This is a genomic window from Streptomyces sp. NPDC044719 (genome assembly GCF_056433405.1).
Genome location: NZ_JBWKHE010000004.1, coordinates 526,863 through 549,518 on the forward strand (window position 1 = coordinate 526,863; position 22,656 = coordinate 549,518).

The 22,656-nt window shown below is 70.5% G+C and carries 22 protein-coding genes; 18 read left to right on the forward strand and 4 right to left on the reverse strand.

Annotation, left to right across the window (positions count from 1 at the left end; all coding sequences use genetic code 11):
- Nucleotides 1-83 precede the first annotated feature (83 nt).
- The 3 genes from AC07DF_RS18395 to AC07DF_RS18405 all read left to right on the forward strand — a co-directional run bounded on the left by AC07DF_RS18395 (nt 84) and on the right by AC07DF_RS18405 (nt 2,600).
- Nucleotides 84-575, forward strand: coding sequence for a flavin reductase family protein (locus AC07DF_RS18395; RefSeq protein ID WP_478971876.1), 492 nt, complete (start codon nt 84-86; stop codon nt 573-575).
- Nucleotides 576-793: 218 nt separating this feature from the next.
- Nucleotides 794-1,582 (forward strand): electron transfer flavoprotein subunit beta/FixA family protein, encoded by a 789-nt coding sequence (locus AC07DF_RS18400; protein WP_478971877.1) that lies wholly within the window; start codon nt 794-796, stop codon nt 1,580-1,582.
- 55 nt (nt 1,583-1,637) lie between these two features.
- Entirely contained in the window at nt 1,638-2,600 is a 963-nt protein-coding gene (locus tag AC07DF_RS18405; RefSeq protein WP_478971879.1) for an electron transfer flavoprotein subunit alpha/FixB family protein, read from the forward strand.
- A 58-nt stretch (nt 2,601-2,658) separates the two neighbouring features.
- On the opposite strand, the gene AC07DF_RS18410 is transcribed toward AC07DF_RS18405, so the two are convergent.
- Nucleotides 2,659-3,564, reverse strand: a complete 906-nt coding sequence (locus tag AC07DF_RS18410; RefSeq protein WP_478971881.1) for an endonuclease/exonuclease/phosphatase family protein — start codon at nt 3,562-3,564, stop codon at nt 2,659-2,661.
- Nucleotides 3,565-3,757: 193 nt separating this feature from the next.
- Between AC07DF_RS18410 and AC07DF_RS18415 the strand changes: the two genes are divergently transcribed.
- Nucleotides 3,758-5,059, forward strand: coding sequence for a DUF6986 family protein (locus tag AC07DF_RS18415; protein WP_478971883.1), 1,302 nt, complete (start codon nt 3,758-3,760; stop codon nt 5,057-5,059).
- Between the two features lie 144 nt (nt 5,060-5,203).
- The gene (locus AC07DF_RS18420) at nt 5,204-7,105 is read left to right on the forward strand and encodes a serine/threonine-protein kinase (protein ID WP_478971885.1); all 1,902 of its coding nucleotides are present in this window, start codon (nt 5,204-5,206) and stop codon (nt 7,103-7,105) included.
- Here the strand turns inward: AC07DF_RS18420 and AC07DF_RS18425 are convergent.
- Together AC07DF_RS18425 and AC07DF_RS18430 are read right to left on the reverse strand one after the other, a co-directional pair.
- The gene (locus tag AC07DF_RS18425) at nt 7,051-7,869 is read right to left on the reverse strand and encodes a hypothetical protein (RefSeq protein WP_478971887.1); all 819 of its coding nucleotides are present in this window, start codon (nt 7,867-7,869) and stop codon (nt 7,051-7,053) included. The genes AC07DF_RS18420 and AC07DF_RS18425 overlap by 55 nt on opposite strands.
- 8 nt (nt 7,870-7,877) lie before the next feature.
- Nucleotides 7,878-8,942 carry a LacI family DNA-binding transcriptional regulator gene (locus tag AC07DF_RS18430; protein WP_478971889.1) on the reverse strand — a complete coding sequence of 355 codons (1,065 nt, stop codon included), beginning with the start codon at nt 8,940-8,942 and terminating at the stop codon, nt 7,878-7,880.
- A gap of 163 nt (nt 8,943-9,105) precedes the next feature.
- Between AC07DF_RS18430 and AC07DF_RS18435 the strand changes: the two genes are divergently transcribed.
- From AC07DF_RS18435 to AC07DF_RS18495, 13 genes are all read left to right on the forward strand, one after another.
- Entirely contained in the window at nt 9,106-10,059 is a 954-nt protein-coding gene (locus AC07DF_RS18435; protein ID WP_478971891.1) for an ROK family protein, read from the forward strand.
- Nucleotides 10,060-10,082: 23 nt separating this feature from the next.
- A complete protein-coding gene (locus AC07DF_RS18440) occupies nt 10,083-10,223 on the forward strand; it encodes a hypothetical protein (RefSeq protein ID WP_478971893.1) in 141 nt (46 codons plus the stop codon).
- 46 nt (nt 10,224-10,269) lie between these two features.
- A complete protein-coding gene (locus AC07DF_RS18445; RefSeq protein ID WP_478971895.1) occupies nt 10,270-10,743 on the forward strand; it encodes a helix-turn-helix transcriptional regulator in 474 nt (157 codons plus the stop codon).
- Between the two features lie 10 nt (nt 10,744-10,753).
- Nucleotides 10,754-11,167, forward strand: a complete 414-nt coding sequence (locus AC07DF_RS18450; RefSeq protein WP_478971897.1) for a VOC family protein — start codon at nt 10,754-10,756, stop codon at nt 11,165-11,167.
- A 154-nt stretch (nt 11,168-11,321) separates the two neighbouring features.
- On the forward strand, nt 11,322-13,739 hold the full coding sequence (locus AC07DF_RS18455) for an ATP-binding cassette domain-containing protein (RefSeq protein WP_478971899.1): 2,418 nt from the start codon (nt 11,322-11,324) through the stop codon (nt 13,737-13,739).
- Nucleotides 13,740-13,789: 50 nt separating this feature from the next.
- On the forward strand, nt 13,790-14,014 hold the full coding sequence (locus tag AC07DF_RS18460) for a hypothetical protein (RefSeq protein WP_478971901.1): 225 nt from the start codon (nt 13,790-13,792) through the stop codon (nt 14,012-14,014).
- 66 nt (nt 14,015-14,080) lie between these two features.
- Entirely contained in the window at nt 14,081-14,311 is a 231-nt protein-coding gene (locus AC07DF_RS18465) for a hypothetical protein (protein ID WP_184595163.1), read from the forward strand.
- 147 nt (nt 14,312-14,458) lie between these two features.
- Nucleotides 14,459-15,502, forward strand: a complete 1,044-nt coding sequence (locus tag AC07DF_RS18470; RefSeq protein ID WP_478971903.1) for an NUDIX hydrolase — start codon at nt 14,459-14,461, stop codon at nt 15,500-15,502.
- Between the two features lie 305 nt (nt 15,503-15,807).
- Complete coding sequence (locus AC07DF_RS18475; RefSeq protein ID WP_478971905.1) at nt 15,808-16,839, forward strand: ABC transporter permease; 1,032 nt, start codon at nt 15,808-15,810, stop codon at nt 16,837-16,839.
- A gap of 77 nt (nt 16,840-16,916) precedes the next feature.
- The gene (locus AC07DF_RS18480) at nt 16,917-18,593 is read left to right on the forward strand and encodes an ABC transporter substrate-binding protein (RefSeq protein WP_478971907.1); all 1,677 of its coding nucleotides are present in this window, start codon (nt 16,917-16,919) and stop codon (nt 18,591-18,593) included.
- A gap of 74 nt (nt 18,594-18,667) precedes the next feature.
- Nucleotides 18,668-19,660 (forward strand): ABC transporter permease, encoded by a 993-nt coding sequence (locus AC07DF_RS18485; protein WP_478971908.1) that lies wholly within the window; start codon nt 18,668-18,670, stop codon nt 19,658-19,660.
- Nucleotides 19,661-19,687: 27 nt separating this feature from the next.
- A complete protein-coding gene (locus AC07DF_RS18490; RefSeq protein ID WP_478971910.1) occupies nt 19,688-20,812 on the forward strand; it encodes an ABC transporter ATP-binding protein in 1,125 nt (374 codons plus the stop codon).
- A gap of 26 nt (nt 20,813-20,838) precedes the next feature.
- Nucleotides 20,839-21,924 carry an ABC transporter ATP-binding protein gene (locus AC07DF_RS18495; RefSeq protein WP_478971912.1) on the forward strand — a complete coding sequence of 362 codons (1,086 nt, stop codon included), beginning with the start codon at nt 20,839-20,841 and terminating at the stop codon, nt 21,922-21,924.
- Here the strand turns inward: AC07DF_RS18495 and AC07DF_RS18500 are convergent.
- Nucleotides 21,921-22,628 carry an MBL fold metallo-hydrolase gene (locus AC07DF_RS18500; protein ID WP_478971914.1) on the reverse strand — a complete coding sequence of 236 codons (708 nt, stop codon included), beginning with the start codon at nt 22,626-22,628 and terminating at the stop codon, nt 21,921-21,923. The two genes, AC07DF_RS18495 and AC07DF_RS18500, sit on opposite strands and share 4 nt — an antisense overlap.
- Nucleotides 22,629-22,656 lie beyond the last annotated feature (28 nt).

A 22,656-nucleotide genomic window follows, 5' to 3' on the forward strand; every position in this document is an offset into this window, starting at 1 on the left:
GGCCGGTGGGTGCGCCAGTGAGCCATCTCCCACATCACGAAACGAACTTGACTGCGCACACCATTTATCGTCAGCCTGACCGCATGCCTTCGGACCTTCTCGCCACGCCCGACCTTCTGCGCTCGGTCTTCCGGCGGCACGCGGCGGGAGTCGCCGTGATCACCGCTCGTGGCGACACCGGCCCGGTGGGCTTCACCGCCACCTCCCTCGCCTCCGTCTCCGCCGAACCGCCCCTGCTGTCCTTCGGCGTCGGCACCGGTTCCTCCAGCTGGCCCGCGATCGCGGCGACCGATCATGTCGGCGTCCACATCCTCGGCGAGCACCAGCAGGAGCTGGCCGCCACCTTCGCCCGTAACGGAGCCGACCGCTTCGCCCCGCCCACCGTCTGGCGGGAGGGGCCCGAGGGCGTCCCCCTGCTCGACGGCGTGCTCGCCTGGCTGGTGGCCCGGGTCGTCGCCCGCGTGCCCGCCGGAGACCACCGGCTCGTGCTCGCCGAGGTCCTGCACGGGGACCCCACGGGCACCGGCCGTCCGCTCCTCTACCACCAGGGGCGTTTCCAGAGACTGCCCGACTGAGGGGTGCGCCCCCGGGCTGCGGGACCGTCGAGTTCCGGTTACGCTGCGTTGCGAAGGTCACAGTTCAAAGCGCTTGCTTAGCGGGAACGAACTAGGTGTACTGACGAGTAATATTTCGCTCGGAGCGTGGGTCGCCCCGACCGGAATCGGCCGCTTGAGGCGCCTATGCTGCCTGCAAGTAGGCAGCCGAGAAATGACGATGCAGTAGGAGAGCCGGCGTGAGCTTGAGGATCGTTGTCACTGTGAAGTACGTGCCCGACGCCACTGGCGACCGGCACTTCGCCGATGACCTGACCGTCGACCGGGACGACGTGGACGGTCTGCTCTCCGAGCTCGACGAGTACGCGGTCGAGCAGGCGCTGCAGATCTCCGAGAACTCCGACGACGACGTGGAGATCACCGTCCTGACGGTGGGCCCCGAGGACGCCAAGGACGCCCTGCGCAAGGCGCTGTCCATGGGCGCCGACAAGGCGATCCACGTCGAGGACGACGACATCCACGGCACCGACGCCATCGGCACCTCCCTGGTCCTGGCCAAGGCCATCGAGAAGGCCGGCTACGACCTGGTCATCTCCGGCATGGCCTCCACCGACGGCACCATGGGCGTCGTCCCCGCGCTGCTCGCCGAGCGCCTGGGCGTCCCGCAGGTCACCCTGCTGTCGGAGGTGTCGGTCGAGGACGGCACGGTCAAGGGCCGCCGCGACGGCGACGCCGCCACGGAGAGCCTCGAGGCCTCCCTGCCGGCGGTCGTGTCGGTGACCGACCAGTCGGGCGAGGCCCGTTACCCCTCCTTCAAGGGCATCATGGCGGCCAAGAAGAAGCCGGTGGAGTCCTGGGACCTGTCCGACCTGGACCTGGAGGCCGAGGAGGTCGGCCTCGAGGGTGCCTACACCACGGTCGACAACGCGGCCGAGCGTCCGGCCCGTACCGCGGGCACGATCGTCAAGGACGAGGGCGAGGGCGGCAAGCAGCTCGCTGAGTTCCTCGCGGGCCAGAAGTTCATCTGAGCCCGGCATTCGCTGACCGCCCCTCATCTTTCGCAAGCAGGAGAGAAGAAGTCCCATGGCTGAAGTTCTCGTCTACGTCGACCACGTGGACGGCGCCGTCCGCAAGCCCACCCTGGAGCTGCTGACCCTGGCCCGCCGTATCGGCGAGCCGGTCGCCGTCGCGCTGGGCAACGGCGCCGCCGACACCGCCGCCACGCTCGCCGAGCACGGTGCGGTGAAGGTCCTCACCCACGAGGCCGCCGAGTACGCCGACTACCTGGTCGTACCGAAGGTGGACGCCCTCCAGGCCGCGCACGAGGCCGTCTCCCCGGCCGCCGTGCTGGTGCCGTCCTCCGCCGAGGGCAAGGAGATCGCCGCCCGTCTGGCGCTGCGTATCGGCTCGGGCATCATCACCGACGCCGTCGACCTCGAGGCCGACGACTCCGGCCCGGTGGCCACCCAGTCGGTGTTCGCCGCGTCCTTCACCACCAAGTCCCGTGTCTCCAAGGGCACCCCGGTCATCACGGTCAAGCCCAACAGCGCCGCCGTGGAGGCCGCCCCGGCCGCCGGCGCGGTCGAGGCGCTGTCCGTGTCCTTCTCCGCGCAGGCCACCGGCACCAAGGTCACCGGCCGCACCCCGCGTGAGTCGACGGGCCGTCCGGACCTGACCGAGGCCGCGATCGTGGTCTCCGGTGGCCGTGGCGTCAACGGCGCGGAGAACTTCGCGATCATCGAGGCGCTCGCCGACTCCCTCGGTGCCGCTGTCGGTGCCTCGCGTGCCGCGGTGGACGCGGGCTGGTACCCGCACACCAACCAGGTCGGCCAGACGGGTAAGTCCGTCTCGCCGCAGCTGTACATCGCCTCCGGCATCTCCGGTGCGATCCAGCACCGCGCCGGCATGCAGACCTCGAAGACCATCGTCGCGATCAACAAGGACGCCGAGGCCCCGATCTTCGACCTCGTCGACTACGGCATCGTCGGCGACCTCTTCGACGTCGTCCCCGCCCTCACCGAGGAGATCAAGACCCGCAAGGGCTGATCGGCTCCGGCTGCAGAAGGCCCCCGTGACCGCGCGAGCGGTCACGGGGGCCTTTTTCTCATCCCAGGGTCATCGAGGCCTGCACCGGCAGGTGGTCACTCGGGTACGTCCCGTCCCTGCTGAAGGTGTTCATCCCGGCCCAGTGCGTGGTCACCCCGGGCGTGGTGAGGATCCAGTCGATGCGCCGCCCGCCGGGCCTGAGCTCCCGGTAGCCGTGGTGCGTCCCGTATGCCGGGCCCCGCGCGGCCGCCGCGTCCCAGGCGTCCACCAGCCCGATGTCCAGCATGAGGTCGTACACCCGGTTGTCGTGGGCGGCCGCGTTGAAGTCTCCGGTGACGATGACCGGTAACGACCGGTCCCACCCGGCGATCGTCTCGCCGATGAGCCCCGCCGAGCGTTCCCTGGCGTACTGGCTGACGCTGTCCAGGTGGGTGTTGAGGACGTAGAACTCCCGTCCCCCGTGGGCGAGATCGGCGAACCGGACCCACGTCACCATGCGCAGCCAGTCCGCGCCCCAGGTGTTCGAGGCGATCGTGTACGGGGTGTCGGACAGCCAGAAGTGATCGAACTCGATCGGCTCGAGTCTGCGCGTGTCATAGAAGACCGCCATGAACTCGTCCTTGCTGCCGCCCCCGCGTCCGGTGCCGATCCAGTCGTAGTGCCCGCCGAGATCCTTCTCGATCGCGCGCACTTGCCGGTAGAGCCCTTCCTGGATGCCGATGAGGTGCGGTCGCTCGCGGCGCAGCAGTTCTCGCATCACCGGCCGGCGCACTTCCCAGCGCGGTGTCTTGTCGACGACGGTCCCGAAGCGCACGTTGAACGTCATGACGTCCAGGGCGCCCGGGTGCTCGCCGGCGGAAGCGGGCTGTGTGGGGCCCGCGGTGGTGAGCAGCGGTCCTGCGATGGCGGCGGCCGCCGCTGCCTTGAGCCCGTGGCGGCGCGTCACTCGGACCTCGTTCGGCACGTGGTCTCCCTCCCCTTGCACGTCAGGATGAAGCTTGCCTTCTAAATACGGAAGATGAGGGCGGGTCGGCAGTGATCAAGGGTGAAGGATGGGAATCCCACTTCAAGACGGTGTTGACCAGGACGAAGGTCGGCCGATAACTTCGCTCTACGGATTATTGATTCCGCACAGTGGAAAATAGGAGGGTCTCGGAATGGGTCAGGGCCAGCAGGAGAAGGTGGCGACCAGCCTCGCGGGCGCCGTCAGCGAGGAGATCAGCGCCTCCCTCGCGGTGGTCGACGCCGAACTGGAGCGCCGCTACCCCGGAGACCCCGGCACCCGCCAGCCCGTCCACACCGTCTACGTACCCGGCGACGTCTTCGCCGCCGACACCGTGCGTTCCTGGGGCGAGAGCGCCCTGGCGGCCCTCGACGAGCACGCCCCGGACGCCGCGTCCTTCGCCGCCGTCCTCGGAATCGCCGAGGAACTGGCCGAACCCGTCCACGCGCGCGTGCGCGCCAAGCTGGAGCGCGAGCCGATCGAGGACCTCCGCGTCGACTTCGAGGACGGCTACGGAACCCGCCCCGACGCCGAGGAGGACGAGGCCGCCGCCCGCGCCGCCCGGCTGATCGCGAAAGCCTACGAGGACGGCACCGCGGCCCCGTACATGGGCATCCGGATGAAGTGTATGGAGGCGCCCGTACGCGACCGGGGCATCCGCACCCTCGACATCTTCCTCACCGGCCTGATGGAGGCCGGCGGCCTGCCCGGCGGACTGGTGCTCACCCTGCCCAAGGTGACCTACGCCGAGCAGGTCACCGCCATGGCGCGACTGCTGGACGCCTTCGAGAAGACCCACGGCCTGGAGCCCGGCCGGATCGGCTTCGAGATCCAGATCGAGACCAGCCAGTCCATCCTCGCCGCCGACGGCACCGCCACCGTCGCCCGTATGATCCAGGCCGCCGAGGGCCGCGCCACCGGCCTGCACTACGGCACCTTCGACTACAGCGCCTGCCTCGGCGTCTCCGCCGCCCACCAGGCCAGTGACCACCCCGCGGCGGATCACGCCAAGGCCGTCATGCAGGTCGCGGCGGCCGGCACCGGCGTACGCGTCTCGGACGGCTCCACCAATGTGCTGCCCGTCGGCCCCACCGAGAAGGTGCACGCCGCCTGGCGCCTGCACTACGGACTCACCCGACGCGCCCTGGCCCGCGCCTACTACCAGGGCTGGGACATGCACCCCGGCCACATCCCGACCCGGTACGCGGCCGTCTTCGCCTTCTACCGCGAGGGCTACGAGCAGGCCGCCGCCCGTCTCGCCCGCTACGCGAACCGCACCGGCGGCGACGTCATGGACGAGCCCGCCACCGCCAAGGCCCTCAGCGGCTACCTGCTGCGCGGCCTGGACTGCGGCGCCCTCGACATCGGCGAGGTCGCGCGGCTGACCGGCCTGACCCGCGCCGACCTGGAGAGCTTCGCGACGCCCAGGCGGGCGGACCTGACGGCCTCCGCCTGACGGTTTCCCGCACACGGCCGGAGGCACGTACCGGCCCTGTCACAGCCGTCACCACAGGCTGTCGTCGCCATCGCCGCCCCGTACTCTGTACGCCACGTACTGGCGTGTCGGTGGATCCAGCGGGGTCACAGGAACGGGGCAGCGGTGTCAACGGGGGAGCACGGGCAGACCGAGGGAGCCGGCCGGTTGCTGGCAGGGCGCTATCGCGTCACGGCCCAGCTGGGACGCGGCGGCATGGGCGTCGTCTGGAAGGCCGTCGACGAGATCCTCGGCCGCGAGGTCGCCGTCAAGGAACTGCGCACCTACACCGATGTGGGCGGCTCGGAACTGGCCGGTCTGCGACTGCGGATGCAGCGCGAGGCGCGGGCGGCGGCCCGGGTGCGCCATTCCGGCGTCATCGCCGTGCACGACATCGCGGAGGTCGACGGCCGGCCGCTCATCGTCATGGAACTGGTCGACGGGCCGTCCCTGGACGACGTCCTGCGCGAACGCGGCACGCTGGACCCGCGTGAGGCGGCCGGGATCGGCGCCAAGGTCATGGACGCCCTGTCCGCCGCCCACCGGGCGGGCGTCCTGCACCGAGACGTGAAGCCCGGCAACATCCTGCTCGACCGCTCGGGCCGGGTCGTCCTCACCGACTTCGGCATCGCCACCATGGACGACCCGGGCGACGGTTCGGCCACCCACCTGACCCGCAGCGGCGAACTCGTCGGCTCCCTCGACTACCTGGCCCCCGAGCGGGCCCAGGGCTCCGACCCGGGCCCCGCCTCCGACATCTGGGCCCTGGGCGCCACGCTGTACGCGGCCGTCGAGGGGGCCTCACCCTTCCGCCGTACGTCCACGTTCTCGACGCTCACCGCGATCGTCACCGAGCCGCTGCCGGAGCCCGTGCGGGCCGGCGCTCTCGGCCCCGTCCTCCAGCAGTTGATGGACAAGCGCCCCGAGGCCCGCCCGGAGGCCGACCGGGCCCGGGAGCTGCTCCAGTCGGTGGCGGACTCGGGCGGTACGGACACGCCGACATCTCCGCTGCGCGACCCTGCGGCATCGCCCTCGCCTTCGCCCCCGCGCCCGGAGACGGAGCGCAGTGTTCCGGCCGTACCGCCCGGGTTCGGACCGCCACAGCCCGTGCGGCCGGGCACCGCCGGGCCGGACGAGGCCCCCGCCACACCCGGCTCCGGGACGCCCGCGGCCCTCGGAGCCGCCGGGCCTTCCGGGGCGGCCGGCTCAGAGTCCGGCCCGTACGGCTCGGGACCCGGTCCGCACGGCTTCGGGCCGGCCGACCCGGGTAGCACAGCCCCCGGCGCCTCACCCGCCGGCGCCTCGGCCCCCACGGGTCCGGTGAACTCCGGCCGTCCGTCCCGCCGTAAGTCCCGTGCCCTGCTCGCCGCCGCGGCCGCCACCGTCGTTCTCGCCGCCGCCGGTGTCACGGCCGCCGTGCTCAGCGACTCCGACGGCAAGAAAGCGGGCGCCCGCACCGACGCCGGCCGCGCGGATGCCGCGGCCTCCTCCGAGCCCGGTCGCACCGACGACGGCTCGAACGCTCCCCGGCCCACCCAGCAGGGCGACGAGAAGGGCAAAGCCCCGTCCAAGAAGCCCAGCGACACGAAGGACCCCGAGCCCAGCGGCGGGGCGGCCACCCCGGCCCCCGCCAAGTCCTCCGGCGGTACGACGGGAGGGACAGCGGGCACCTCCGGCGGCGGTGACACCGCAGGCGGTTCCGGCGATGGCGGGACGAGCGGCGGCCCGACCACCCCGGCCCCCGAACCGGCCTGCCACGCCATCGGCGGCGGCAAGTACAACTGCCAGGTCTGGAAGACCGCCGACTCCTACACCGCCTCCGGCACCAAGGTCGGTGTCCTCAAGGCGGGCACCAACTACTTCTACTGCCAGCAGAACCTGGGCCGCCGCGAGACGGACGGCCCCTGGACCAACGTCTGGTGGGCGAAGACCGACGACGACAGCGGCAACACGGACGTCTGGGTCAGCGATGTCTACGTGAAGGGCGGCGACAACGACGCACCGGTCCCCGGGCTCCCGGTCTGCTGAGACCCCGTCGGCCCGGAGCCGACGTACCGCTCCAGGCCGGAGGCGGTCACCAGCTTCTCCTCGATGAACAGCCGCGTGCCCCGCTCGCACAGCCGCCGGTCGCCGCGGGCCCGCGCGCTGAACTCCTCGGGCACGACACCGAAGAGCTCCCGGAACCGCGGGAGGCCGGAGAGCAACTCGGTGAGCAGCGCCCGCTGGCCCGGGTGGGTGCGCGGCGCGCCGGTGCCGTCGTGCAGGACCCCGTGCCGGTTGACGTACGCGTACGCGCCGGGCAGCCGGGTGCCGTCCGCGAGGTCGATCCGCACATCGGGCGCGGGCAGCCAGGCACGGTTGAAGTTGCCGTTCGGGATCGGCGCGCCCTCGCTCGCGTCGATCACCGCGAGCTGCTCGTCGTCGAGCCAGAGGACGAACAGCTCCCGCACGGTGTCCGGGGCGCTGACGGGCGAGGCGGACACGTACCCCATGCGGCTCACATGCGCCGAGACGCCCGCGTCGACACCCCGCACCCGGGTCTTCACCATCGGGAGCGGGGACATGATCCCGAACTCGGCCATCTTGTGGCGCAGTTGACCCGGGGAGGCGTTGGAGCCGATGGCGAGGACCGGGGTGCGGTCCTCGTACACCAGCCGTGTCGGCGGCAGGAAACGGTCCCCGTCGAGGAGCCCGGAGTCGGCCGGCCACGCGCCCGGATACAGCAGCGGATGCTCGCGCGGCGCCTCTGCCAGGCCGAGTGCCCGCAGCGTGCGATCGGTGAGGTGATCCATGGGCCGCCTCAGTCCGCCGGTGGCAGCTCGCCGGAGCCGCGGGTGATCAGCCGGGTCGGCAGCTCGATGCGCTCGGGGGCGACCTGGGTGCCGTCCAGCTGCCGGAAGAGACGTTCCGCCGCGGTGCGGCCGATGTCCGCCGCGTCCTGGGCGACCACCGTGACGCCCGGCTGGAGCAGATCGGCCAGCTCGATGTCGTCGAAGCCGACCAGGGCGACGCGGCGGGTGTGCTCGGCGAGCACGCGGATCACGGTGACCGTCACCCGGTTGTTGGCCGCGAAGATCGCGGTGACCGGGTCCGGGCCGGTCAGCATGTCCTCGGCCGCCCTGCGCACCCGCTCGGGGTCGGTGACGCCGAGCGACATCCAGGAGTCCGCCACCGGTATGCCCGCGTCCTCCATGGCGGCCCGGTAGCCGCGCAGCCGCTCGGCGGCGGTGTGGATGCGGGGCATGTCGCCGATGAAGCCGATCCGGCGGTGCCCGTGCGCGATGAGATGGGCGACGCCGTCGCGGGCGCCGCCGAAGTTGTCCGACAGGACCACGTCGGCGTCGATGTATCCGGCCGGCCGGTCCACGAACACCGTGGCGACACCCGCCTTGAGCTCCGGCTCCAGATACCGGTGGTCGTCACCGGCCGGGATCACCACCAGCCCGTCCACCCGCCGCGCGCACAGGGCCAGCACCAGCTCCTGCTCGCGCTCCGGGTCCTCCGCGCTGGAGCCGTTGATCAGCAGGGCGCCGTGCGCACGGGCCACCTCCTCGACCGAGCGGCTCAGCGGCCCGTAGAACGGGTCCGCGAGGTCCTCCAGGACCAGGCCGATGCTGGCCGTACGGCCCTTGCGCAGCACCCGTGCGCTGTCGTTGCGGCGGAAACCGAGGGCGTCGATCGCCTCCTGGACCCGCCGCTCCGTCTCCGGGGTGACCCCCGGCTCGCCGTTCACCACCCGGGACACCGTCTTGAGCCCGACTCCGGCGCGTGCCGCGACGTCCTTCATGGTCGGACGGGTGCCGTAGCGCGTTGCGGATCGGAGGGGGGTCTGGGGCACGGTGCGGTGTCCTGTCCTGTCGTCCACGGGGGTGCGTCGGTCCTGGGTTTGTATGAGGATGTGGCGTCGAGCATAGAGCCTGGACAACGTTGTCAGGCTCGGGGGAGACTGTCCACCGCGATTCGATTCCCAGTATTTCTCAGTACCGCTCGACGTTCTTTCTCATGGTTGACGGGGAGATCCGACACTGATGCACACCGACCTCGTGGCCGCGCTCGACATCGGCGGCACCAAGATCGCCGGCGCTCTGGTGGACGGCCATGGCCGGATCCTGGTCCGCGCCCAGCGGCCGACGCCCGCCCGGGAGGACGGCGACACCGTGATGCGGGCCGTGGCGGAGGTGCTCGGCGAGCTCACCGCCGCTCCGCTGTGGGAACGCGCTACGGCCGTGGGCATCGGCAGCGCCGGGCCCGTGGACGCCTCGGCGGGGACGGTGAGTCCGGTGAATGTGCCCGGCTGGCGCGACTATCCGCTCGTCGGACGCGTCCGGGCCGCGGCCGGGGACCTGCCCGTCGAGCTGATCGGCGACGGTGTGGCGATCACGGCGGCCGAACACTGGCAGGGCGCCGCCCGTGGCCATGACAACGCGCTGTGCATGGTCGTCTCCACGGGTGTCGGCGGCGGCCTGGTGCTCGGCGGCCGGCTGCACCCCGGGCCGACCGGCAACGCCGGTCATATCGGCCACATCAGCGTGGACCTGGACGGCGATCTGTGCCCGTGCGGCTCGCACGGCTGCGTCGAGCGCATCGCGAGCGGTCCCAACATCGCCCGGCGGGCCCTGGAGCACGGCTGGCGGCCCGGCCCCGACGGGGACACCTCCGCGGCCGCGGTGGCCGCCGCCGCCCGGTCCGGCGACCCGGTCGCGGTCGCCTCCTTCGAGCGTGCCGCACAGGCCCTGGCCGCCGGGATCGCCGCCACGGCGACCCTCGTGGAGATCGACATAGCGGTGATCGGCGGGGGAGTGGGCAAGGCGGGCGACGTCCTCTTCACGCCTCTGCGCAAGGCTCTGAGCGCCTACGCGACCCTGTCCTTCGTCCAGCGGCTGACCGTGGCACCGGCCCAGATGGGCACCGACGCGGGCCTGGTGGGCGCCGCGGCGGCAGCGCTCGCGAAGCGGACGGAAGCGGCCGCGGCGGGGGTGTGAGACCGGGATACCAGGCCGCAGTCGTGAGCGCGCTGCGCGCCACCCCGTGGCGGACCTTCGGCCGCGCGGTGCTCGGCCGCTGCTGGATCACGGCGGGCGTGCGACTGTGCCTCCTGCCGCTCGCGGCATGGTGGATCGGAAGGTTCGACACGTACTTCACCTGACAGGTACCGGCCCGGGATTACCGGCTCTTCCGCCGAAATCGACCGAATGTCTGTGCGATGTGGCACGATCCGGCATGTGAGCAGCAGACCCACCTCGGCGCAGCGCCTGCGTGACCTCGCGCGCCTGCGCCGGGTCAAGGACCGGATCGACCGGGAGTACGCGCAGCCGCTGGACGTGGAGGCACTGGCCCGGGGCGTGCACATGTCGGCCGGGCATCTCAGCCGCGAGTTCCGGCAGGCGTACGGCGAGTCGCCGTACAGCTACCTCATGACGCGGCGCATCGAGCGTGCGATGACCCTGCTGCGCCGTGGCGACCTCAGTGTCACCGAGGTGTGTTTCGAGGTCGGTTGCTCGTCGCTGGGCACCTTCAGCACCCGCTTCACGGAGCTGGTCGGCATGCCGCCCAGCGCCTACCGGCGCGAGGCGGCGCGCGCGACCGCGGGGATCCCGTCGTGCGTGGCGAAGCAGGTCACCAGACCGGTCAGGAATCGAGAAGCGCCCGCCCCGGGCCGAAACTAGCGTGGTGGCCATGGACCTCAACATTCACGCCAGTTTCCTGCCGCACGACGACCCGGACGCCGCTCTGGCGTTCTACCGCGACACCCTCGGCTTCGAAGTCCGGGGCGACGTCGGGTACGAGGGCATGCGCTGGATCACGGTCGGCCCCGTGGGCCAGCCCGGCACCAGCATCGTCCTGCATCCGCCGGCCGCCGACCCGGGCATCACCGAGGACGAGGGCCGCACCATCGCCGAGATGATGGCCAAGGGCACCTACGCGAGCATCGTCCTGGCCACCACCGACGTCGACGGCGCCTTCGAGCGGTTGCAGGCGGGCGACGCCGAGGTGGTCCAGGAGCCGGTCGACCAGCCGTACGGCGTCCGTGACTGTGCCTTCCGCGACCCCGCGGGCAACATGATCCGCATCCAGCAGCTGAAGCCGTGAGGCCGTAGCAGCGGCCGGCTCACGGAACCGACGCCTCACCCCGGCGGGAGCCTCGTAGGGCACGGCGGTACCGCCGGCTCCCGCATCCCCCGCGCCGCACCCCCACCGGTTCGGTGCGGGGGGACAGAACGTCCGAGCGACAGATGGAGACACGATGAGCAAGGCCACGACGACGGACAGACGGTCGCCCGGGCCGCACGCTGCCGACAGCCATGACGTGATCCGCGTGCACGGTGCGCGCGAGAACAACCTCAAGGATGTCAGCATCGAGATTCCGAAGCGCAGGCTCACAGTGTTCACGGGCGTCTCCGGCTCGGGCAAGAGCTCGCTGGTGTTCGACACGATCGCCGCGGAGTCGCAGCGGCTGATCAACGAGACCTACAGCGCCTTCCTGCAGGGCTTCATGCCGAACCTCGCCCGGCCCGAGGTGGACGTGCTGGACGGGCTGACCACCGCGATCACCGTCGACCAGCAGCGCATGGGGTCCGACCCGCGCTCCACCGTCGGCACCGCCACCGACGCCAACGCGATGCTGCGCATCCTCTTCAGCCGGCTCGGCACGCCGCACATCGGCCCGCCCGGCGCGTTCTCCTTCAACGTCGCCTCGGTCTCGGCGAGCGGCGGGATCACGGTCGACCGGGGCACCGACAAGACCAAGACGCAGAAGGTGACCTTCAGCCGTACCGGCGGCATGTGCACGCACTGCGAGGGCCGGGGCAAGGTCTCCGACATCGACCTCACCCAGCTGTTCGACGACTCCAAGTCGCTCTCCGAGGACCCGTTCACCATCCCCACCTACACCGGGGACGGCTGGGTGGTGCGGGTCATCGCCGAGTCGGGTTTCTTCGACAAGGAGAAGCCCATCCGCAAGTACACCAAGAAGGAGCGGCACGACTTCCTGTACCGCGAGCCGACCAAGGTGAAGGTCAACGGCGTCAACCTCACCTACGAGGGGCTGATCCCGAAGATCCAGAAGACCTTCCTCGCCAAGGACCGCGAGTCGATGCAGCCGCACATCCGGGCCTTCGTGGACCGGGCGGTCACCTTCGCCGAGTGTCCCGAGTGCGACGGCACCCGGCTCAGCGAACTGGTCCGCTCCTCGAGGATCGGCAAGGTCAACATCGCCGACGCCTGCGCGATGGAGATCCGCGACCTGGCCGAATGGGTCCGCGGGATCGAGGATCCTTCGGTGGCACCGCTGCTCGCCAAGCTCCGGCACACCCTGGACTCGTTCGTGGAGATCGGCCTCGGCTATCTCTCGCTCGACCGGGCCTCGGGCACGCTCTCCGGCGGCGAGGCGCAGCGCACCAAGATGATCCGGCACCTCGGTTCCTCGCTCACCGACGTCACATACGTCTTCGACGAGCCGACCATCGGACTGCACCCCCATGACATCCAGCGGATGAACAACCTGCTGCTGAGGCTGCGCGACAAGGGCAACACCGTGCTCGTCGTGGAGCACAAGCCGGAGACGATCGCCATCGCCGACCATGTCGTGGACCTCGGTCCCGGCGCCGGCACGGAGGGCGGCACTGTCACCTTCGAGGGCACCCTGGAGGGGCTGCGCAAGAGCGACACCGTCACCGGCCGTCATCTCGGCGACCGGGCGGCGTTGAAGGAGACGGTCCGCAAGCCCACCGGCACGCTCGCGATCCGCGGCGCGAGGGCGAACAACCTCCAGAACGTCGATGTCGACATCCCGCTCGGCGTGCTCACCGTCGTCACCGGCGTCGCAGGGTCCGGCAAGAGTTCGCTCGTGCACGGCTCGATCCCCACCGACGAGGGTGTGGTGTCGATCGACCAGACCGCGATCCGCGGTTCCCGGCGCAGCAACCCGGCGACGTACACCGGGCTGGCCGACCCGATCCGCAAGGCCTTCGCCAAGGCCAACGGGGTGAAGCCGGCGCTCTTCAGCGCCAACTCCGAGGGCGCCTGCCCCACCTGCAACGGCGCCGGCGTCATCTACACCGACCTGGCGATCATGCAGAGCGTCGCCACCCCCTGTGAGGTGTGCGAGGGCAAGCGGTTCGAGGCGTCGGTGCTGGAGTACCGCTTCGGCGGCCGCGACATCAGCGAGGTGCTGGCGATGTCCGTGAGCGAGGCGGAGAAGTTCTTCGGCGCCGGTGAGGCGCGCACCCCCGCGGCCCACCGGATCATCGAGCGGATGGCGGACGTCGGGCTCGGCTACCTCACCCTCGGCCAGCCGCTGACCACGCTCTCCGGGGGCGAGCGGCAGCGGCTCAAGCTGGCCACGCACATGGGTGACAAGGGTGGTGTCTACGTACTCGACGAGCCGACCACCGGCCTCCACCTCGCCGACGTGGAGCAGCTGCTCGGGCTGCTCGACCGGCTCGTCGACGCGGGGAAGTCGGTCATCGTCATCGAGCACCACCAGGCCGTCATGGCGCACGCCGACTGGATCATCGACCTCGGCCCGGGCGCCGGACACGACGGCGGCCGGATCGTCTTCGAAGGCACCCCGGCCGAACTCGTCGAGGCCCGCTCCACCCTGACCGGGGAGCATCTCGCGGACTACGTGGGCGCCTCGGAACAGGCACAGCGGGTCGGCTGAACGGCCCACCCCGGCGGGCGCCCGGCGCCGTACCCGCGCACCCTGGTGCCATGGCGTCCGTGAAACCCGTCGTGGTCTACCCGCCCGCCGCGGACGGTGGCCGGCGGGTCCGTGTGGACGACCAGTTCCTCGGGATCGCTTACGGGCTGCTGGACGTCGCCGAGTTCCTGCGGCGGGCGGGGATCGAGGACGCGGACGAGGCGTATGCGGCGACGTCGGGGCTGATCGAATGGCGCGGCGGCGGGCCCGGGACCTGGGACACCGGTCCCGAGTGAGGCCGTCGCGTCGCCCGAACGGCCCAGTGGCGTGACCCCGGAGCGGGTCCGGCAGTTGAGTCGGTCATGAAGAAGCGCAGCATGCTCGCCATCGCCTCCCTGGCCACCGGCTTCGTCGTCGCGGCGGTCACCCCGTCGCACGCTGTCGGAGAGAAGCTCCCCGGGATCAACGTGGACGAGACTCTCAACACGCTCAACCAGGCCGTCGGCAAGGACGGCCTGTCCGTGGCAGGGAAGGACGGCGTCCAGAAGAAGAAGGGTGCCCAGAAGAAGGGCGTCCAGAAGAAGAAGGGCTGACGAGCCGCTCCGGCCTCGGCTCACGGCGCCGGCGCTCCCCGCGTGAGGGGGGCGCCGGCGCCGTCGTCATGCGCCCTCAACTGGGGCTGGTTTCCGTGGCAGGGTGGAGCGGGCAAGCCTCAGGGGGCCAACAGAAGAGGGGGACCTGTGACCGTCGTCTGGATCAACGGCGCGTTCGGTGCGGGGAAGACCACCACCGCACAGGAACTGATCGAACTGATCCCGAACAGCACGCTCTTCGACCCCGAGGTGATCGGCGGAGCGCTCCGGTATCTGCTGCCGCCCAAGCGCCTCGCCGAGGTCGGCGACTTCCAGGACCTGCCGATCTGGCGACGGCTCGTGATCGACACGGCGGCCGCGATGCTCGCCGAGCTCGGCGGAACCCTGGTGGTCCCGATGACGCTGCTGCGTCAGGAGTACCGCGACGAGATCTTCGGCGGCCTGGCCGCGCGCAGGATTCCGGTCAGCCACATCCTGCTCGCTCCGGCCGAAACGATACTGCGGGAGCGCATAGCGGGCCGCGAGGTTCCGCGGGACCTCCCCGAGGGCGAGACACGAATACGCCAGTGGTCCTTCGACCACATCGAGCCGTACCGGGCCGCGCTCGCCTCCTGGCTCACCGCGGACGCGCACCTGGTCGACACCAGCGACCTCACCCCGTACGAGACCGCCGCCCGCATCGCCGAGGCCGTGCAGGGCGGCTCCGTGCCCGTCTGCGACATCGTGCAGACGCCCGAGCCCACCGCCGAGACGCTCGCCGCCGGTGTGCTCCTCTTCGACGAACGAGACCGGGTGCTGCTCGTCGACCCCACCTACAAGGCCGGCTGGGAGTTCCCCGGCGGAGTCGTCGAACCCGGTGAGGCGCCCGCCAGGGCCGGTGTACGGGAGGTCGCCGAGGAGACCGGCATCCACCTCGACGAGGTGCCGAGCCTGCTCGTCGTCGACTGGGAGCGCCCCGCGCCCCCTGGCTTCGGCGGCCTGCGGCTCCTCTTCGACGGCGGTCTCCTCGACTCCGCGGATGCGAGCCGGCTGCTGCTGCCCGGGCCGGAGCTGCGCGACTGGCGGTTCGTCACCGAGGAGGAGGCCGCCGACCTGCTGCCACCGGTGCGCTACGAGCGGCTGCGCTGGGCCCTGAGGGCGCGTGAACGCGGAGCGGCGTTCTACCTGGAAGCCGGGGTGCCCGTCGGCTGAACCGGGGTCCGCGCGCGTGCCCTTTACCCGGCGCGGGGGATTCCGAGGGAAAAGCGAGAGGAAACGCGCCCGGAAGCAATGCCAATCACCGCCCAAGGAATCGCCCTCATTCCCTCACGCGGCGGGTAATCACATTCCCCGCTCTCGTCAACACTTCGCCATGACCGCAAACAATCCCTTTTCTGGCCCCTGCTCGGCTTGACCGGCCTCGCACGGCATTGCGAAAGTCCGCAATGTCTCACGGCGGCGCTCACGACCGCCACTCAATTTCCTTGCCTCAGGGGCAGATCCGGGATGTCCGAACGATGACCACGCAACACCAGCCGGTCGACACCGGCGGCGGCACCGCGCTGCTGACCGAGCCGTCGACGCAGGACAGCAGACCCGGCGGCCCGCTCGTCGCCGGCCGCTCACCGGCCCGGATGGCCTGGCGACGGATCAGGCGGGACAAGGTCACCACGGCCGCCCTGGCGGCCACCGTCCTGTTCATCGTGATCGCCCTGCTCGCACCGGTCCTCACCGCGCTGACCAGCTGGGGACCGATCACCCCCGACAACAGGGCGATCGACCCGGACACGGGCAACTTTCCCTACGGATCGCTGGGCGGCATCAGCGCCCACCATCTGCTCGGCGTCGAACCGGGCACGGGCTACGACCTGTTCGCCCGCATCGTCTACGGCCTGCGCACCTCCCTGTACGTGGGCTTCGCCTCGGCCGTGCTGTCCACCGTGGTCGGTGTCGTCGCGGGGCTCGCGGCCGGCTACTTCGGCGGCTGGGTCGACTCCCTGCTGTCCCGGATCATGGACGTGATGCTGGCGTTCCCGCAGCTGCTGTTCATCATCGCGCTCACCCCGGTGATCCAGAACGCGCTGCAGACCAACACCCACGGCGGCACCGACGAGAACCTCCGCCTCCTCGTCCTGGTCCTCAACATCGCCGTCTTCGCCTGGGCGTACACCGCCCGTCTGGTGCGCGGGCAGGTACTGTCCCTGCGCGAGCGGGAGTTCGTCGACGCCGCACGGCTGATGAGCGCCGGCCGGCGGCACATCCTCTTCCGGCAGCTGCTGCCCAACCTGTGGGCGCCGATCCTGATCTCCTTCGCGCTCGCCGTCCCGCAGAACATCACCACCGAGGCGGCCCTGTCGTACCTGGGCGTCGGCGTCATCCCGCCCAACCCCGACTGGGGAGCGCTGCTCTCGGACGCATCCCAGTTCTTCCTCCAGGACCCGATGTACCTCTTCGTGCCCGGTGTCCTGCTCTTCCTCCTGGTCCTGGCGCTCAACCTCCTCGGGGACGGCGTCCGGGACGCCCTGGATCCCCGCGCCCGGCGCGGCTGACAAAGCCACCCCCCGAGTTTTCGGCCCGGCGGTCCCACGAACGGCCGCCGCGCCCGTAGCAAGAAGGAGTTTCCTCAATGACGCGCAGCACGCGCAGATCGCGCACGGTCGCTCTCACGGCCTCCGCCGTGATGATCGCCCTGGGGGCCACCGCATGCGGAGGGTCCTCCGGCGACAGTGGCAGCGGCGCCCCTGGCAAGGGCGGCACCCTGACCATCCTGAACAAGGCGGACTACGACCACCTCGACCCCCAGCGCGTCTACACGACCGAGGGTCAGAGCATGGACCAGGAGATCGTCCGGACCCTCACCGGCTGGGACGAGACGGGCCCCAAGCCGAAGCTGGTCGGCGACCTGGCCACCGACACCGGAACGCCGAGCAAGGGCGCCACGGTCTGGACCTTCCACCTGCGGCACGGCGTCAAGTACCAGGACGGCACCGAGGTCACCGCGCCGGACGTCAAGTACGGCGTCGAGCGCTTCTTCTCCTCCGACATCAACGGCGGCCCGCCCTACGCCTCCCAGTGGCTCGTCGGCGGCTCCGACTACAAGGGGCCCTACCAGGGCAAGCAGCTCGACTCCATCCAGACGCCGGACAAGTACACCGTCGTCTTCCATCTGAACCAGCCGGTGGCCGACTTCAACGAGACCACCACCATGACCGGCTGGTCCGCAGTGCCCAAGGCCCACGACACCGGCTCGACCTACGACACCAAGGTCTGGTCCGACGGCCCGTACATGATCAAGTCGTACACCAAGAACAAGGAACTCGTCCTCACCCGCAACAAGAACTGGTCGCAGTCGACCGACCCGATCCGGCAGCAGAACGTCGACGGGATGGACGTCAAGTTCGGCCAGGACGAGTCGGCCATCGACCAGCAGCTCAAGGCCGACGCCGGCGCCGCCCAGACGTCGATCCAGCAGTGGCCGATCGCGGGCTCGGACCTGGCTCAGATGGCCAACGACCCCTCCCTCAAGAGCCGTTACTACAAGATCCCCGCGCCCGGCATCAACTACCTGGCCATCAACACCACCCGCGTCAAGGACCTCCGGGTCCGCCAGGCGATCGAATACGCCATCGACAAGACCACGGTCCGCGGCGCCTTCGGCGGCTCCGCGTACGGCGACTACGCCACCACGATGCTGAGCCCCGGCATCGGCGGCTACCAGAAGTTCAACGACTACAGCGCCAACCCGGCGGGCAACCTGGCCAAGGCAAAGGCCCTGATGAAGCAGGCGGGCAACCCGAAGCCCGCCATGTCCATCGCGGTGGAGAACACCCCCACCCAGGAGCACTTCGCCGACGCGGTGAAGACCGCGCTGGGGCGCATCGGCATCCACGTCAACATCTCCCCGATCGACGCGTCGAACTACTTCAGCACCATCGACAACACGAAGAACCAGTACGACCTGACCTGGGGCGACTGGATCGCCGACTGGCCGAACGCCTCCACGGTGCTGCCGACCCTCTTCGACGGCCGCCTGATCAAGAAGAACCCCCAGGCCAACCAGGACCTGTCGTACCTGAACGACCCCAAGGTCAACACGCTGATCGACAAGGCCGCCAGGATGACCGACCTCGGTCAGCGCAACGCGGCCTACGGGCAGATGGACCGGCAGATCCTCAAGGACGCCGCCGTGGTCCCGCTGATGTACATGAACTTCACCGAGATGTCCGGCTCCAAGGTCGGCGGTGTCATCCCCGACTCGATCGTGGCCGAGCCGAGCCTGGTCCACGTCTACGTCAAGCACTGACGCCTCTCCTTTGAACCCCGCCGGCGGTTCCGGCCGCCGGCGGGCATCCCACTCACGTCAGGTCCCGGCACCCCATGTTTCGTTACCTCATCAGACGCCTGCTGGCAGCGGCCGTGATCATGCTGGTGATCACCACGATCACCTTCTTCATCTTCTTCGCGCTGCCGTCCGACCCCGCACTCCTGGCCTGCGGAAAGACCTGCTCCCCCTCCCGCCTCGCGGAGATCAAGCACTCGCTGGGCCTGGACCAGAGCTATCTGACGCAGTACTGGGAGTTCCTCAAGGGCCTGATCGCCGGGCGTGACTACGGCGACCAGAGCGTCCGCATCCACTGCGGCGCGCCCTGCCTCGGCGTCTCCTTCCAGACCGACACCCCCGTGCTGACGACACTGCTCCAGGACTTCCCGGCGGACCTCTCCCTCGGTCTCGGCGCCGCGGTGGCGTTCCTGCTCCTGGGGGTCGGCCTCGGCACCGTCGCCGCCGTCCGCCGGGGCAGAGCGGCCGACAAGGCAGCGGTCGGACTGGCCCTGTTCGGCGTGTCGGTGCAGATCTACTTCATCGGCCTGCTCCTGCTGTACCTCTTCGTCGACAAGTTCCAGATCCTGCCGACCTCCGGCTACACCCCGATCACGGAGGATCCGGCCGGCTGGTTCCAGGGGCTGATCCTGCCGTGGACCACCCTGGTCATCGTCTACCTCGCGATGTACACCCGGCTCACCCGCTCCTCCATGCTGGAGGTCTTCGCCGAGGACTACATGCGCACCGCCCGTGCCAAAGGCCTGCCGGCCGCCACCGTCGTCCTCAAGCACGGGCTGCGGGCCGCCATCACCCCCATCATCACCATCTTCGGCATGGACGTCGGCTCCCTGATCGGCGGCTCCGCGGTCATCACCGAGTCGGTCTTCGGCATCAACGGCATCGGCAAGCTCGCCGTCGACTCCGTCCAGAACTCCGATCTGCCGGTCATCCTCGGCACCACCCTCTTCGCCGCGACGTTCGTCGTCCTCGCCAACGTCGTCGTCGACCTGGTGTACGGCCTCGTCGACCCGCGCGTACGCCTCGCCTGAGCCCTTCTTTCGTCCTTAGGAACACCCGTGTCCGTTCAGACCTCACCGCAGCCCGCGGACGTCATGCCCGCGCCCGCACCCTTCCTCGACGTGACCGACCTGAGGGTGCACTTCCCGACCGAGGACGGCCTCGTCAAATCCGTCGACGGCGTCTCCTTCACCCTGGAGAAGGGCCAGACCCTCGGCATCGTCGGCGAGTCAGGCTCCGGCAAGTCGGTGACCTCGCTGGCCCTGCTCGGACTGCACAAGGGCACCCGCGCCCGGGTCTCCGGCGAGATCCGGCTGGAGGGCAGAGAGCTCGTCGCCCTGCCCGAGGCCGAGATGCGCGAACTGCGCGGCCGTACGGTCTCCATGATCTTCCAGGACCCGCTCTCCGCGCTGCACCCCTTCTTCACCGTCGGCGCCCAGATCGCCGAGGCCTACCGCGTGCACCACAAGGTCTCCAAGAAGGAGGCCAGGGAGCGGGCCGTGGAGATGCTCAAGCGGGTCGGCATCCCGCAGCCCGAGCGTCGCGTCAGGGACTATCCGCACCAGTTCTCCGGCGGCATGCGGCAGCGCGCCATGATCGCCATGTCCCTGGTCTGCGACCCCGCCCTGCTCATCGCCGACGAACCCACCACCGCCCTTGACGTCACCGTCCAGGCGCAGATCCTCGACCTGATCCGCGATCTGCAGGAGGAGTTCGGCTCCGCCGTCGTCATCATCACGCACGACCTCGGTGTGGTCTCCGACGTCGCCGACGACATCCTGGTGATGTACGGCGGCCGCCGCATCGAGTACGGCACCACCCGCGAAGTGCTCAAGCAGCCTCAGCACCCCTACACCTGGGGCCTGTTGCAGTCGATGCCGCACCTCACCGGCGACGTCGGCGAGCGGCTGAACCCGATCCCCGGCACACCGCCGAGCCTGATCAACCTGCCGGACGGCTGCTCCTTCAACCCCCGCTGCGCCTACAAGGGCTGGGTGCCGGAGGGGCGGTGCACCGTGGATCGGCCCGAACTGCGCCTCGTCTCCGGCACCGCGGGGCACCTCGCCGCGTGCCATCTCACCGACGAGGCCAAGCAGGAGATCCGCGGCGGAGCCGGCCCGGACGACCGTGGCGGAGCCGGACCCGACGAACGTGGCGCCGCAGCCGTACGGGACGCGCAGTGACGGCGGCGGACGAAAGGGAGCAAGCCGTGAGCACCACCGAGCCCCTCACGGGCCAGACCATCGACCGCCCCACCGGCGAGCACCTCCTCGAAGTGCGGGGTCTGCAGAAGCACTTCCCCCTCCGGCAGGGCATCGTCTTCCAGCGGCAGATCGGGGCCGTACGAGCCGTCGACGGCATCGACTTCGCGGTCGGGCCCGGCGAGTCGCTGGGACTGGTCGGCGAGTCCGGCTGCGGCAAGTCGACCACGGGCCGCCTGATCACGCGGCTGCTCGAACCCACCGGCGGCTCCGTCCTGTTCGACGGCGAGGACATCACCCACCGGCCCGCCGCACGGATGCGGGAAGCCCGCCGCAACCTCCAGATGATCTTCCAGGACCCGTACTCGTCGCTGAACCCCCGGCACACCGTCGGCACCATCGTCGAGACGCCCATGCGGCTCAACGGCATCAATCCGCCCCAGGGCCACAAACGACGCGTCCAGGAACTCCTGGAGACCGTGGGCCTCAACCCCGAGCACTACAACCGCTACCCCAACGAGTTCTCCGGAGGCCAGCGCCAGCGCATCGGCATCGCCCGTGCGCTCGCCCTGCGGCCGAAGCTGATCGTCGCCGACGAACCCGTCTCCGCGCTGGACGTCTCCATCCAGGCGCAGGTCGTCAACCTGCTCCAGGACCTCCAGCGGGAGTTCGGCATCGCCTTCGTCTTCATCGCCCACGACCTCGCCGTCGTACGGCACTTCTCCGAGCGGGTCGCCGTGATGTACCTCGGCAAGATCGTCGAGGTCGCCGACCGCGAGTCGCTCTACACCCGGCCCCGGCACCCCTACACCCACGCGCTGCTGTCCGCCGTACCGGAGGCCGACCCGGACGCCACTCAGCGGCGCGAACGCATCCGGCTGGCCGGGGACGTGCCCTCCCCGATCGACCCGCCCTCCGGCTGCCGCTTCCGCACCCGCTGCTGGAAGGCCCAGGACAGGTGCGCCACCGAGGAACCGCCACTCGTGCGGGTCGAGGGCAGTCCCTCCGGCCATCTGACGGCCTGCCACTTCCCGGAGGAGCCCTCCCTCACCGCGCGTGAGGAGGACCTCGTCCTGGACCCGGCGCTGGACTAGGCGGGGTCATCCACCGTGCTCCGCAGGGCCCGAGCCGCCTGCCCCCGCACCGGATCCCCGTGACCAAAGCAGGCCACGTCCGCGTCCAGCTCGGCCAGTCGCCGGCAGGCCGCGAGGACCTGGGCGCGATCGAGGTTGAACACGCCGGGCATCACAGCCCCGTCCACGGGCGACGCCGCGACCGTGTCGCCCGTGAACAGCACCCCGTGCTCCGGGAGATGGAGCGCGATGCTGCCGTGCGTGTGCCCCGGGACGTGCACGACGTGCGCCCCGCCGCCCATGTCCAGGACCTCGCCGCCCGACAACTCGGTGACCACCGGCGGCCGGACGAAACCGCCCGTCGGCAGCAGCTTCGCCGCCCGCTCGTGCAGCGGCCGCTCCCAGTCCTCGAACTCCGGGTCCGGGCCCGGGACGTCACCCCGCACGACGGGCGCGTCGAGCCGGTGGACCAGCACCTCGGCACCGCTGAGCACGGCGAGCTCGCCCGCCCCGCCCACGTGGTCCTCGTGGAAGTGGGTGAGCACGATCCGCCGTACGTCCCGGGGATCCCGGCCGAGCGCGGACACCGCCTCCGCGATCAGGGCGGCGGAGCCCGCCGGACCGGCGTCGACCAGCGTCAGCTCGTCGCCGTCGCGCCAGAGGTAGGCCTGGCCCACAGGGAAACGCAGGAGGTGGAGACGGGGGAGGAGCTCGATGACGTCCATGGGACGACCGTATGAAAGACCCCCGTCC